Source organism: Dawidia soli (genome assembly GCF_018598185.1).
In the GTDB taxonomy this organism is placed as follows: domain Bacteria; phylum Bacteroidota; class Bacteroidia; order Cytophagales; family Cyclobacteriaceae; genus Ohtaekwangia; species Ohtaekwangia soli.
Genome location: NZ_JAHESC010000004.1, coordinates 25,574 through 37,664 on the forward strand (window position 1 = coordinate 25,574; position 12,091 = coordinate 37,664).

16 protein-coding genes are annotated in these 12,091 nt (G+C 53.2%); 9 read left to right on the top strand and 7 right to left on the bottom strand.

All coding sequences use genetic code 11. The features are described 5' to 3' along the window. The first annotated feature begins 64 nt into the window (after positions 1-64). On the top strand, positions 65-1,315 hold the full coding sequence (locus KK078_RS03685; protein ID WP_254088894.1) for a Pycsar system effector family protein: 1,251 nt from the start codon (positions 65-67) through the stop codon (positions 1,313-1,315). Here the strand turns inward: KK078_RS03685 and KK078_RS03690 are convergent. Further along, positions 1,290-1,853, bottom strand: coding sequence for a GNAT family N-acetyltransferase (locus KK078_RS03690; protein ID WP_254088895.1), 564 nt, complete (start codon positions 1,851-1,853; stop codon positions 1,290-1,292). The genes KK078_RS03685 and KK078_RS03690 overlap by 26 nt on opposite strands. An 18-nt stretch (positions 1,854-1,871) precedes the next feature. On the opposite strand from KK078_RS03690, the gene KK078_RS03695 reads away from it, so the two are divergent. Further along, the gene (locus tag KK078_RS03695) at positions 1,872-2,108 is read left to right on the top strand and encodes a hypothetical protein (protein WP_254088896.1); all 237 of its coding nucleotides are present in this window, start codon (positions 1,872-1,874) and stop codon (positions 2,106-2,108) included. Positions 2,109-2,127: 19 nt separating this feature from the next. Here KK078_RS03695 and KK078_RS03700 read toward each other — a convergent pair whose 3' ends face one another. From KK078_RS03700 to rsmA, 6 genes are all read right to left on the bottom strand, one after another. After that, a complete protein-coding gene (locus KK078_RS03700; protein ID WP_254088897.1) occupies positions 2,128-2,526 on the bottom strand; it encodes an HIT family protein in 399 nt (132 codons plus the stop codon). Between the two features lie 15 nt (positions 2,527-2,541). Next, positions 2,542-3,018, bottom strand: coding sequence for a transcription elongation factor GreA (greA, locus tag KK078_RS03705; protein ID WP_254088898.1), 477 nt, complete (start codon positions 3,016-3,018; stop codon positions 2,542-2,544). Positions 3,019-3,133: 115 nt separating this feature from the next. Then, the gene (locus KK078_RS03710; protein WP_254088899.1) at positions 3,134-3,979 is read right to left on the bottom strand and encodes a pentapeptide repeat-containing protein; all 846 of its coding nucleotides are present in this window, start codon (positions 3,977-3,979) and stop codon (positions 3,134-3,136) included. A 41-nt stretch (positions 3,980-4,020) separates the two neighbouring features. Continuing rightward, a complete protein-coding gene (locus KK078_RS03715) occupies positions 4,021-4,971 on the bottom strand; it encodes an NAD(P)-dependent oxidoreductase (RefSeq protein ID WP_262898588.1) in 951 nt (316 codons plus the stop codon). After that, positions 4,971-6,329, bottom strand: a complete 1,359-nt coding sequence (gene mgtE / locus KK078_RS03720; RefSeq protein ID WP_254088901.1) for a magnesium transporter — start codon at positions 6,327-6,329, stop codon at positions 4,971-4,973. The genes KK078_RS03715 and mgtE overlap by 1 nt, the downstream gene beginning before the upstream one ends. Beyond that, entirely contained in the window at positions 6,304-7,116 is an 813-nt protein-coding gene (gene rsmA, locus KK078_RS03725; RefSeq protein ID WP_254088902.1) for a 16S rRNA (adenine(1518)-N(6)/adenine(1519)-N(6))-dimethyltransferase RsmA, read from the bottom strand. The genes mgtE and rsmA overlap by 26 nt, the downstream gene beginning before the upstream one ends. Positions 7,117-7,209: 93 nt before the next feature. Between rsmA and pdxA the strand changes: the two genes are divergently transcribed. The 7 genes from pdxA to accB all read left to right on the top strand — a co-directional run bounded on the left by pdxA (position 7,210) and on the right by accB (position 12,048). Continuing rightward, the gene (gene pdxA, locus KK078_RS03730) at positions 7,210-8,229 is read left to right on the top strand and encodes a 4-hydroxythreonine-4-phosphate dehydrogenase PdxA (protein WP_254088903.1); all 1,020 of its coding nucleotides are present in this window, start codon (positions 7,210-7,212) and stop codon (positions 8,227-8,229) included. A gap of 91 nt (positions 8,230-8,320) precedes the next feature. Beyond that, entirely contained in the window at positions 8,321-8,710 is a 390-nt protein-coding gene (locus KK078_RS03735) for a TerB family tellurite resistance protein (protein ID WP_254088904.1), read from the top strand. Positions 8,711-8,857: 147 nt separating this feature from the next. Next, positions 8,858-9,409 (top strand): YceD family protein, encoded by a 552-nt coding sequence (locus KK078_RS03740; protein ID WP_254088905.1) that lies wholly within the window; start codon positions 8,858-8,860, stop codon positions 9,407-9,409. A 13-nt stretch (positions 9,410-9,422) separates the two neighbouring features. Further along, the gene (gene rpmF / locus KK078_RS03745) at positions 9,423-9,614 is read left to right on the top strand and encodes a 50S ribosomal protein L32 (RefSeq protein WP_254088906.1); all 192 of its coding nucleotides are present in this window, start codon (positions 9,423-9,425) and stop codon (positions 9,612-9,614) included. A 170-nt stretch (positions 9,615-9,784) separates the two neighbouring features. Continuing rightward, positions 9,785-10,780 carry a beta-ketoacyl-ACP synthase III gene (locus KK078_RS03750; RefSeq protein WP_254088907.1) on the top strand — a complete coding sequence of 332 codons (996 nt, stop codon included), beginning with the start codon at positions 9,785-9,787 and terminating at the stop codon, positions 10,778-10,780. 108 nt (positions 10,781-10,888) lie between these two features. Beyond that, the gene (efp, locus tag KK078_RS03755; RefSeq protein WP_254088908.1) at positions 10,889-11,455 is read left to right on the top strand and encodes an elongation factor P; all 567 of its coding nucleotides are present in this window, start codon (positions 10,889-10,891) and stop codon (positions 11,453-11,455) included. A gap of 98 nt (positions 11,456-11,553) precedes the next feature. Further along, positions 11,554-12,048 carry an acetyl-CoA carboxylase biotin carboxyl carrier protein gene (gene accB, locus KK078_RS03760; protein ID WP_254088909.1) on the top strand — a complete coding sequence of 165 codons (495 nt, stop codon included), beginning with the start codon at positions 11,554-11,556 and terminating at the stop codon, positions 12,046-12,048. Positions 12,049-12,091 lie beyond the last annotated feature (43 nt).

The following is a 12,091-nucleotide window of genomic DNA, read 5'->3' on the forward strand; positions in this document are numbered from 1 at the left end:
AAATTTTCTTAGTTTTAAGTTTAATCTACCGAATTAGTTGTAGGTTTAATGCATTGAAAAGAGCATGGTTGAGACAGAATTGGTACGCAAAGCCCGGGAATATGCGGAGGGAGTGCTCGGTGAAAAGCTTCCGGCGCACTTCGTGTTCCACAACCTGCGGCACACCCGCGAGGTCGCTGCCGCCGCGTACGAGATCGGGCGGGCTTCCAACCTGACGGACGATCAGCTCGAAACCGTGCAGGTGGCCGCCTGGATGCACGACATCGGCTACCTGTATGGCTGCGAGCACCACGAACGCGACTCGGCCAGCACGGCCGTCAAATTCCTGCGCGACTGGGGCGCCTCCGACGAAAAGACCGAAGCCGTACAACGCACCATCCTGGCTACGCGCATGCCCCAAAACCCGCAGGACCTGCTGGGCCAGGTACTCTGCGATGCAGACCTGCAGCACCTGGCCAAAGGTGACATCGCCGAGCGCGGCCAGTGCCTGCGCCAGGAGATCGCCATTGTAAAAGACATACACTTCAACTCCGACAAACAGTGGCTGGAGTATAATCTCAGCTTCCTGAAAAATCACGAGTATTTTACCGAATACGGCAAGACGGTATTACAACCGCTGAAGAAGAAGAATATTAAACGCTTGAAAAAGGAATTGCACCCCGAAACCGAAGAAGGAAAAAACAACGACAAGGATAAGGACAAGGACCTGGAACGCGAAATCGCCAAGCTGCGCAAAAAGCTCGAAAAACGCGAACGTCCCGACCGCGGTATTGAAACGATGTTCCGCACCACGTCGGAAAACCACGTGACGCTGAGCGGCATGGCCGACACCAAGGCCAACATCATGATCTCGATCAATACCATCATCCTGTCGATCGTCGTGAGCGTCTTGCTGCGCAAGCTCGAAGACTTCCCCCACCTGCTCGTGCCCACGCTGATGCTGGTCTTTACCTGTCTCATCACCATTGTACTCGCGATCATCTCCACCCGGCCCAACATCGCCAAAGGCGAGTTCACCCGCGAAGACATCCACAATAAAAAAACCAACCTGCTGTTCTTTGGAAACTTTCACAGCATGTCGCTGCCCGACTACGAGTGGGGTATGCGCGAAATGATGAAAGATTACGACTACCTGTATGGCAGCATGATCAAAGATATCTATTTCCTGGGCAAGGTGCTGGCGCGCAAGTATAAGTTCCTGCGCCTGTCGTACACCGTGTTTATGTTCGGGTTTGTCGCGTCGAACATTACGTTCCTGCTCGCGACGATGCTATACTATCAGCCCTATTCTATCCGCGATCTGCTGACGCCGTAGGCATAAACACAAAAGCCACACAGTCCTTGGGTTTGTTACCCTGGTTGGGAAACCGCATCCATTGCCGCAGTACCCCCTCCTCTTTCAGACCCGCCTTGCGCAGCACCTGCAACGATGCGCCGTTCTCCGTATCGACATAGGTGCCGAGGCGGAACACACCGGGTTGGGCAGAGAGCCGGGGCATCATCTCGCGGCAAACTTCCGTGGCGTAGCCCTGGTTCCAGTAATGCGCGCTGAAGATATAACCGAACTGCAGCTTGCCGTCGTCGTTCATCGCCCCAAAGCTGCCGATCAGTCTATGATCCGAGCGCAGGCGAATGGAATACGAATAGTCGATGCCTTCATACCAGCCCGACACCGCGTACCGCAGAAAGGCCCGCGTATCTTCCACCGATTGATGCGTGGGCCACGACATATATTTGGTCACGTCGGGTTTGCTGGCGTAGGTATAGAATATTTCTTCCGCATCTTCGTACCTTAGCCGTTGCAGGACAAGCCGGCTGGTAAGGATACGTTCGGGCAAGTCCAGTCGAATCATAGCTCAAAGAAAAACAGAATGGCCAAAGGCAGCAATATCGTACACCAGTATTTCCGGAAAGAAATGGAGGGCCTCACGATCCTCGTGCGCGTGAACCCGATCCAATATACGGGCACGGAAATCACGATCCAGGAAGGGGGAAACGAAATGCGCGAGCTGGAATTTGACGAAGAGATCTTCGAAGACCTGAAAGCCGACGGGTTTACGGCGTCCAGCGCACTGGAGTTCAACTTATACCTGAACGGACTGGTATAGATCCGTCAGTTGGCGGATCCTAGCCGGCATAAGCCGTGCGGATGCGCTCCGCCACCTCGGCCAGTTGCTCCTGGGTAGGCTTCAGTTTTTCGCGTGAGAAATTAACATCGCCCATGGTGTTCATGGGGATGAGGTGTACGTGGGTATGCGGCACTTCCAGGCCCACCACGGCTATGCCGATGCGCAGGCACGGCACCGCACGCTCGATGGCAGCGGCAACCTTTTTGGAAAAGAGGTGCAGCCCGGTAAAGGTCTTGTCGTCGAGCTCGAAGATATAGTCCACTTCCTTCTTCGGCACCACCAGCGTATGGCCCATGACCAACGGGTTGATGTCGAGGAACGCGATATAACCGTCGTCCTCAGCCACAATGTGGCCGGGTATCTCACGGTTGATGATGCGGGTAAAGATGGATGCCATGCGCGACGACCGTTGTTATGCGGAAATGTCAGTCACTTCAAACTCGATCTCGCCGGCGGGCGTCTTGATCTTGGCAGTCTCGCCTTTCTTCTTTCCCAGCAGACCTTTACCGATGGGTGACATCGTCGAGATCTTACCGGCTTTCAGGTCAGCTTCTTCTTCGGATACCAATGTATAGGTCACGGTCGCACCGTTCTTGCGGTTCTTGATCGTTACCTTCGACAGGATCGACACCTTGGATGTATCGATATTATTTTCATCGAGCAGGCGCGCATTGCCTACAAGGTCTTCCATCTGGGCGATCTTCGCCTCCAGGTGGCCTTGTGCATCTTTCGCGGCGTCGTACTCGGCGTTTTCACTCAAGTCTCCTTTGTCCCGGGCTTCGGCGATCTGACGGGCTATATCCGCCCGGCCTTTCGACTTCAGCTCGCTCAGCTCATTCCTCAACTTGTCGAGGCCCTCTTTCGTGTAGTAGGAAATTTTCTTGCTCATGGCATGAAATAATTCGTGGTCACTATAGAAAAAAAGAAAACAACGACCCCGTCTCCGGGACCGTTGCTGATGCAAAGGTAATACTTTATTGTTGGTATCCAACTATCCGTTTGGATCAGGCTCCGACCAATTGCGGAAGATTTACTTTGATTTGCTCTAAAATGTCGTCGTCAAACTTGGCCAGGTACAGGGTTTTGGCCTTGGATAATTGCTCGAGCGTAAGCCCCTTGGCCCCGCGCAGATCGGCTTTATAAAGACTGGCGTTCTCAAAGTCCGCGCCCATCACATAACAATTCTTCAGGTCCGCCTCCATTAAGAAGGCATTGTTAAAATTCGCCTTGATCAGAAAGGCATTTTCAAAGTGCGCCTTGATCAGGAAGGCATCTTTAAAATTCGCACCGCTGGCATACGCTCCGCGCAGAATGGCCTGGTTGAGGTTGGAGTTCTCAAAGTTCGTTTGATTCAACCGCGCGTTCTCCAGGTTCGACTCGATCAACGATGATTGCGATATATTCGCCGAGTTCATGTTCGACGAAGCCAGGTTTACATAGTTCAGGTTGGTGCGCGGCAGGTAACAGTTCACCAGGTTGATCTCGTGTATCTTGTGGCGGTTGAGACGCTTGATATTACCCACCGTTCGGAACGCCGCTTCTTCCGACTCCCACAAACGAAAGTCGTCGATCTCGTCTTTATAGGTGCGGATGCGCTGGCGGATCTCGCCGTTCTGGTTCAACCAGAAGATCAGGATACCGATCACCGCGATGTCGAAGATCATACCGTGTGCTTCGGCAAGCACTTGCTGAATAAAGGTGTCGAAGTCGCGGATATAGTATTGAAGACTGAGGCTGATCACGATGATCGTCACAGATACGAGTACGAGCGCAGAGGTCAGCAACGGCTTTTCAATAATGGAATTGAAAAACTCGCTCAACTTCTTCGTTCTTTTCTCCAGAAAACGCATCGAGAGTGGCTCTAGTAAGAATTTAAAATAGCGATTAAAAATTAATGCGCCAATTTCAGCGCCGCTATTTTCTGTACCAAAGCTACGTTAATTTTTACGTGCGACTCATACGTCCAGCCTGCAATGTGGGGGGTGAATATTACATTCGTTTTTCCTATAAGTGTATCGAACGCCTGTTGCTGGGTGGGTGTGAGCGTGGAGAGCTTTTCGTTCTCCAGCACATCGAGCACCGCACCGCGCACCTTTCCTGTTTCCAGGGATGTGACCAGGTCTGTAAGCGATACGATTTCGCCGCGGGCTGCATTTACCAGGATGATCTTCTTTTTAAAACGGTCGATATAGGCGCGCGACACCAGGCCCTTTGTCTCACGCGTCAGCGGTATGTGCAAGCTCAGGATGTCGGCCTCGTCCACAATCGCTTGCTCCGTAACTTCCTGGCAAACGGCGTCGGAAAATCCTGTTTTATACTTATCGTACGCCAAAACATTACATCCGAAGCCGGCCAGCCGGCGCGCAAACGCCTGGCCCATGTTGCCGTAGCCGATGATGCCCACCGTCTTGCCCATGATCTCTTCGCCTCGATTGCCTTCGCGGTCCCACACCTTGTTCCGCACCTGCTGGTCGGCCCGCGGAATGTTGCGCATCAGCGCCAGCAAAGCACCGACAGTATATTCGCCTACGGCATCGCGATTTCCTTCTGATGCATGCAGGATATGTATACCTTTTTCCGTAAGGTAGTCCACATCGAGGTTATCGATGCCCGCACCCGCGCGGCCGATGAAACGGATACTGGGGTTTTCCCCTAAAAGATCGCGATCGATCGTCGTTTTGCTGCGTACGATCAGTCCGTCGTAACCTCCCTGTTTCAGTTTCAGGTTGATCTCGTCGCGTGTGATCGCGGGTTGGTAGTCTATGTCCCAGCCGATTTCCGCCAGCATCGGAAACAGGCTTTCATGCATAGAATCTACGACAAGGCATGTAGGAGCGGCCATTAGAGCATGAGGTGTACCGTAAAGAAATAAACTGTTAATCCCAGCAGGTCGTTGGTAGTCGTGATAAAAGGGCCCGCCGCCAATGCCGGGTTGAATCCAAAGCGATTTAATATCAGGGGTGTAACGGTACCGATAAACGACGCAAAAAGCACCACGCTGAAGAGCGCAATCGACACCACGGTGGAAAGTCTGTATTCACCAAAGAGCAGCACGTTGGCGCCGAGTACCAACAACGACAGGACTACCCCGTTGAGCAGGGCCACAAAGAACATTTTGATGAGACGCTTCCACAATCCTTCGTCCACAAAGTCGGGGTTGGCAAGGCTTTGCACCACCAGCGACGAGGACTGGATGCCCACGTTACCGCCCGTGGCCTGGATCAGCGGCGTAAAGAATGCAATGGCCGTGACGCGCGACAGCTCGGCTTCGAAGAGTCCCATGAACTTGGCATTCATCAACCCGCCAAAGATCCCGATGAGCAACCACGGCAAACGCGCCCGCGTATTGCGCCAGATGCTGTCGTCCTCTTCAACGTACTCGCTGATACCCGACATGATCTGACGTTCCTCTTCCGCCTGTTCGGTAATAACGTCCACTACGTCGTCGATCGTGATGCGCCCGACGAGGTGGCCTTGTACGTTGACCACCGGTACCGATTCGAGATCATACTTCTTCATCACCTCCGCTACTTCCCAGTCTTCCATGTAGGTTTCGACCGAGATGATATCTTCCTCGTAGATGTCGGCGACAAGCTTGCGCGCGTCCGAGATGATCAGATCTTGTAACGCTACTTTACCCAGCAGCTTTTCGTGATCGTCCACCACATAGACGGCATAGAACCGCGATACGTTTTCGGCCTGTTTCCGGATCTCGTCCACGCATTGCACAACCGTCCAGTTGACATACGCACGGATCAGCTCTTTCGCCATGAGGCCCCCGGCGACGTTCTCTTCATACCGCAGCAGGTCGGTTACCTGCATGCGCAGCTCGGCGTCGAGGAACGTGATGACTTCTTCGCGCTCTTTTACCGGCAGCTCGTGCAGAATGTCGGCCGTGTCGTCGGACAGCAGTTGGTTGAGGAAGACGGCCAGCTCTTTGGGCTGGTATACCTTGAGATATTGCTTGCGGATGTCGGGGTCGAGTCCGCGGATGATCTCCGCCTGCAGGTCGATGGAGACCAGGTCGATGATGTATTTGGAATCTTCGGGCTGGAATTCGTACAGCAGGGCCGTTATGTCTTCGGCCTTCACACCGTCCAGCACTTTGCGGATAAAGGGGTCGTCGTGTTCATCCAGCGCCAGCTGCACGCGATCACGAAACTCCTTTGTCAGCTCAAATTCCAGTACTTGCTGCTCCACGGCTTTGCCCGATTAATTGAGTGAGATGTACAAACTCTTCCACGGAGAGTTGTTCGGCGCGTTTGTCGAGTATCTCCAGGGCCGAAATTTCGGCAGGCAAAGCTAGAGGTTTTAGGGCGTTGCGCAAGGTCTTGCGGCGGTTATTGAACCCCTGCTTGACCACCTGCACAAACAGCTTTTCATCACACGCCAACGCCTGTGTCTGGTTTCGCTCCAGCCGTATCACGGCCGACATCACTTTCGGCGGCGGCGTAAAAACCCCGGGTGGAACTTTGAACAGGTAGGTGATGGTATAATACGCTTGCAGCAGCACGCTGAGGATGCCATAGGTCTTACTGCCGGGCTTCTCGGCAATGCGGTCGGCCACTTCCTTTTGCAACATGCACACTACCTGCCGCACGCGTTGCCGCTCGGCAAGCACACGAAAGAAGATCTGCGACGAGATGTTATAGGGAAAGTTACCGATGATCGAGAACGACCCCGGAAAGATGGTGCGCAGATCGGTCTCCAGAAAATCGCCCGACACAATACGGCCGCGTAACGACGGGTAATGCTCGCCCAGGTATTGCACCGAGTCGCGGTCGATCTCGATCACCTTTAAGTCGATCGCGGCATTCTCCTGCAGGTATTGGGTCAGCACCCCCATGCCCGGCCCGATCTCCAGAACGGCCTCGCCCGGGGTGGTCTGTAAAGCGTCAACAATGCGTTTGGCAATGCCCTGGTCGTGTAAAAAATGCTGGCCCAGGAACTTCTTCGGCCGGACCTTATTCGTCGGTGTACGTTGCATGCAGGGGTAAAGGTACGGGGTTACCGCGGCTTGGCCGGTTAGCGGATAACGGATTTTTTTCATTAAATCGCAAAGAATTGATTTTTTTACTGCATGAGTACAGCGCAAAAACCCCGTATCGGAATTACCCTGGGCGACCTGAACGGTATCGGCCCGGAGGTCGTGATCAAAGCTTTAGGTGACAACCGGCTGCTGAACCTGGTCACGCCCGTGATCTACGGCTCGGCCCGGGTCATTACCTTTTACAAGAAGCTGCTGAACATCGAGGAATTCAACTATACGCAGGTGCGCAACAAGGGGCAATTTGCCCCCAAAAGTATCAACGTGGTGAACTGCTGGGAGGACACGATAGAAGTCAACCCCGGCAAGGCCACTCCCGAAACGGGCAAGGCATCGCTCACGGCCTTACAGCAAGCCTGCGAGGAGCTGAAGGAAGGGCTGATCGATGCGCTGGTCACCGCGCCCATCGACAAACACTCCGTACACAGCGAAGCCTTTCCCTTTAAGGGCCATACCGAATATTTGACCCAGTTCTTTGGCGCGCAGGAAAGCCTCATGTTTATGGTGAGCGACAGCCTGCGTGTAGGGCTGGTGACCGAGCATATCCCGGTAAAGGACGTAGCCGCGGCCATCACCAAAGAGCGGATCGAAGCCAAGCTGCGGCTGATGGAGCAGTCGCTGCGCAAGGACTTTGGCATTACCAAGCCGCGCATTGCCGTGCTCGGCCTCAACCCGCACGCCGGCGACGGCGGCCTGCTGGGGCAGGAAGAAGAGAAGATCATCAAGCCGGTAGTGACCGAGCAAAAGAATAAAGGCAAGCTGGTGTACGGCCCCTACCCCGCCGACGGTTTCTTTGCCGCCGGCAGCCACAGCAAGTACGACGCAGTGCTGGCCATGTACCACGACCAGGGCCTGGTACCGTTCAAAACCCTCGCCTTTGAGCAGGGCGTCAACTTTACCGCAGGATTATCAATTGTCCGCACGTCGCCCGATCATGGCACGGCATACGCCCTGGCCGGTAAAAATCACGCCGACGAAAGCTCCCTGCGGCATGCCATTTACCAGGCCCACGATATTTTTAAACACCGAAATGAACCGTCCACAGAAAAATAAGATTACTCGAGTCGGCGTTTCAAACATTTGACCGACCGGCCCGGCATTATTTTTAATATTAACTATATTTGATCTTCAAGTATTAGTTGAGATGGATATTGTCACTAAAAAGCAACTGAACATACTTATTCAACTGGCTGAGGCCGACAAGCATTTCGCCAAAATTGAACGGGAACTGATCTTCAAGATCGCCCGGGAACGCAAATTCCCCGAAGAGGTCGTGCTGGAGCTGATCCGCAACCCGGAGCCCATCGACTCCCTGGGGGCGTTGTCCATGGAGCAAAAATTCGACTATCTCATGTCGGCGGTACAACTGGTCTTTGTGGACCAGAACGTATTTGAAAGCGAGATCATTTTCAGCAAAAACATCGCCATCAAGCTGGGCTTTAAGAAAGGCGTCATCGACTACTTCATCGAGCATTACGATACCAAGACACGCGAAGAGTTTCGCGAGATTGCGATCCGCGACTTCCTGAGCTAACCTTTTTTGTGCCCAAATACCGCCCTGACGGCCTCAAAACCGCCCTTTCTGCACCTTTTCTGAAATTGTCTACCCCCTGCGGTGCAGATTATAATTAATTATCCTAAATTTGCCGACTAATTTTTAAAACGCCATTTAGGCCTTGTTTTGGGAATTTACAGTGTCAATATCATTGGCCTGAGTAACACAAAACACCTTTTCGAATACGAGATCGGTGATGCGTTCTTCAGGGAATACGGAACAGAGCAGGTTTCGCAGGGACATTTCCATGCGGAAGTGACACTGGACAAACACGAGACGTTCATCGCCGCGGAGTTTGTTTTGAAAGGTGCGGCCAACCTGGTGTGCGACCGCAGCCTCGAGCCCTTTGAGTTTCCAATTGAAAGCCGTCAGTCGATCGTTTTCAAGTTGGGGGACCGCGACGAGGAGATGAGCGATGAGATCATGATGATCCACCGGGATACGGCAACACTCGAGTTGGGCCAGTACCTGTACGAGTTTATCGCCCTGGCGATACCGATGAAAAAGCTCCACCCGAAGTTTCAACAGGAAGAAGCGACGGACGAGGATGAAGATGAAGCGGAAGGAAAGATCGTCTATACGTCAGAGACCAAAAGCGATGACGACGAGACCGACAACGACAATAACGACGGCGATGCCATCGACCCCCGCTGGGACATATTAAAGAAATTAAAATAAACTGTTTTAGACTATGCCGAATCCGAAGCGAAAAACCTCGAAAACCCGCCGGGATAAGAGAAGAACACATTATAAGGCTACTGCCAAGCAGTTGGCCGTGTGTCCTACCACGGGAGAAAATCACCTTCCTCACCGTGCTTACTGGCACGAAGGCAAGCTTTACTACAACGGTAGAGTGGTGATGGAAAAAGAAGTTCTGGCGTAATTGCATGAACGGGCCGATACTCGGAAAACATCCGTTCGTCCACCTTCGGGCGACGTGTGTCATGCCGGGTAAGGGTCTGTGCTATGCACCCTTCTCAGGAGATTACTAACGAATATAATCCAATGCTCGATGCCCCCGGCACCGGGCTTTTTCTTTTTTAACGTATTTCTATGACAAGAATAAGAGCAGCGATCACCGGCGTAGGCGGATATGTTCCCGAATATATCCTCACCAACCAGGAACTGGAAACCATGGTCGACACCAGCGACGAGTGGATCACCACCCGCACCGGTATTAAAGAGCGGCGCATCTTGAAAGGCGAAAACCAGGGCGTTTCGGTACTCGGCATTGCCGCTGTGAAAGACATGCTGGCAAAAACAGGAACAGACCCCAAGGAGATCGACTGCGTCATCTTTGCAACCGTAACCGCGGACATGACGTTCCCCGCGACGGCCAACATCGTGGCCTCGGCGGTCGGTGCGACAAATGCTTTTAGCTTTGACATGGGCGCTGCCTGCTCCGGCTTTCTCTACGGCCTCTCGGCAGGCGCAAGCTATATCCAATCGGGTATGTATAAGAAAGTCGTGGTGATCGGCGGCGACAAGATGTCGGCCATCATGGACTACTCCGACCGTACCACCTGTATCATCTTCGGCGACGGCGCAGGGTGCGTACTGCTCGAGCCTACTACCGAAGAGGTAGGTGTCATGGACTCGATCCTCAAAAGCGACGGCGCCGGCGAAGCATACCTCCACATGAAAGCCGGAGGTAGCCGCATGCCCGCGTCACACGAGACGGTAGACAAGCGTCAGCACTTTGTATACCAGGAAGGCTCGGCGGTATTTAAGTTTGCCGTGACCAACATGGCCGATGTCTCCGCACAACTGGCCACCCGCAACAACCTCAACGCCGACAATATCAATTGGCTGGTGCCGCACCAGGCCAACAAACGCATCATCGACGCCACCGCGCAGCGTGTAGGCATTACGGAAGACAAGGTGATGATGAACATCGAACGTTATGGCAACACCACGGCCGGCACGATCCCGCTGCTGCTGTGGGACTACGAAAAGCAACTCAAAAAAGGTGACAACCTGTTGCTGGCAGCCTTCGGCGGAGGCTTTACGTGGGGCGCCGTCTATGTAAAATGGGCCTATAACAGCTAAAACACTTGCAGGCTGCAACACGCGGCGTACTCCCGCTCCGGCGGGCGCCGCGTGTCGCAACTTGCATTTACTCAATGTATTTGTAACTTAACGACCTAATTTTTTTTTATGGCAACTGTATCAGACCTGAGCAAAGGAAATTTCATGCGCTATAATGGCGAAGTGGTGCAGGTGGAAGAGCTCCAACACCGCACGCCAGGCAACCTCCGCGCATTTTACCAGATCAAGATGCGCAACGTGCGCAATGGTAAAGTGGCAGAGAACCGTTTCCGCCCGGGCGACGAGGTAGAGATCCTGCGGGTCGAGACCAAAGAATATCAATACCTGTATGCCGACGGCGAAAGCCTGGTATGCATGGATAAAGAAACGTTCGATCAGATCTACCTGGATAAAGCGCTGCTGGGCGACTCAGTAAAATTCATCAAAGAAGAAGTGACTTTGCTGATCGCGTTTGAGAACGGCGAGACGGCTATTACCGCCGAAGCCCCCGCACACGTGGTGATGGAAGTTCAATATACCGAACCCGGTATGCAAGGTGATACCGCCACGCGCACGCTGAAACCTGCCACATTGGAAAACGGCGCAGAGATCCGTGTTCCGCTTTTTGTAAACACTGGTGACAAGATCAAGATCGAGACTGCCACTGGTGCCTATGTAGAACGAGTAAAAGAATAATTGGAGCCATGAGCAAAACCCGTGCAACCAAAACCCCTGCAAAGTCAGCCGCTAAACCCCAGCCTGTGCGTGCAGAATCCGGTTCATCGAACCAAACCATGCAGACATCTGAGATCCGGGACCTGATCGACTTTATATCTAAGACAGGCCTCAACGAAGTCAACATCGAAACCAAAGAGCTGAAGCTCCACGTAAAACGTGAGCCCGATCAGAAGGTATTTAAATCTACCCCGGTGATCGCTCCTACGGTAGCGGCAGCGCCCGCTACGGCGCCGGTTTCACAGCCCGCGGTGGCCCCCGTATCGGCGCCGCGCGCAGAGAAGGCAGAAGCCCCTGCCGCCAGCGGCAAAAACACCATCGACATCAAGTCGCCAATGATCGGTACGTTCTACCGCTCGTCCAACCCGGAAACACCTCCTTTTGTTTCGGTCGGCGACAAAGTATCAAAAGGACAGACCGTCTGCATCATCGAAGCGATGAAGCTGTTCAACGAGATCGAGTCCGAAGTATCCGGTACCATTGTAAAAGTGATGGTGGAAAACTCCTCGCCGGTAGAATACGACCAGGTTCTCTTCGTAGTAGAGCCGGATTAATTCAGTTGACTGAATCAAGGTTCAAAGCCAACGCCACACTTCT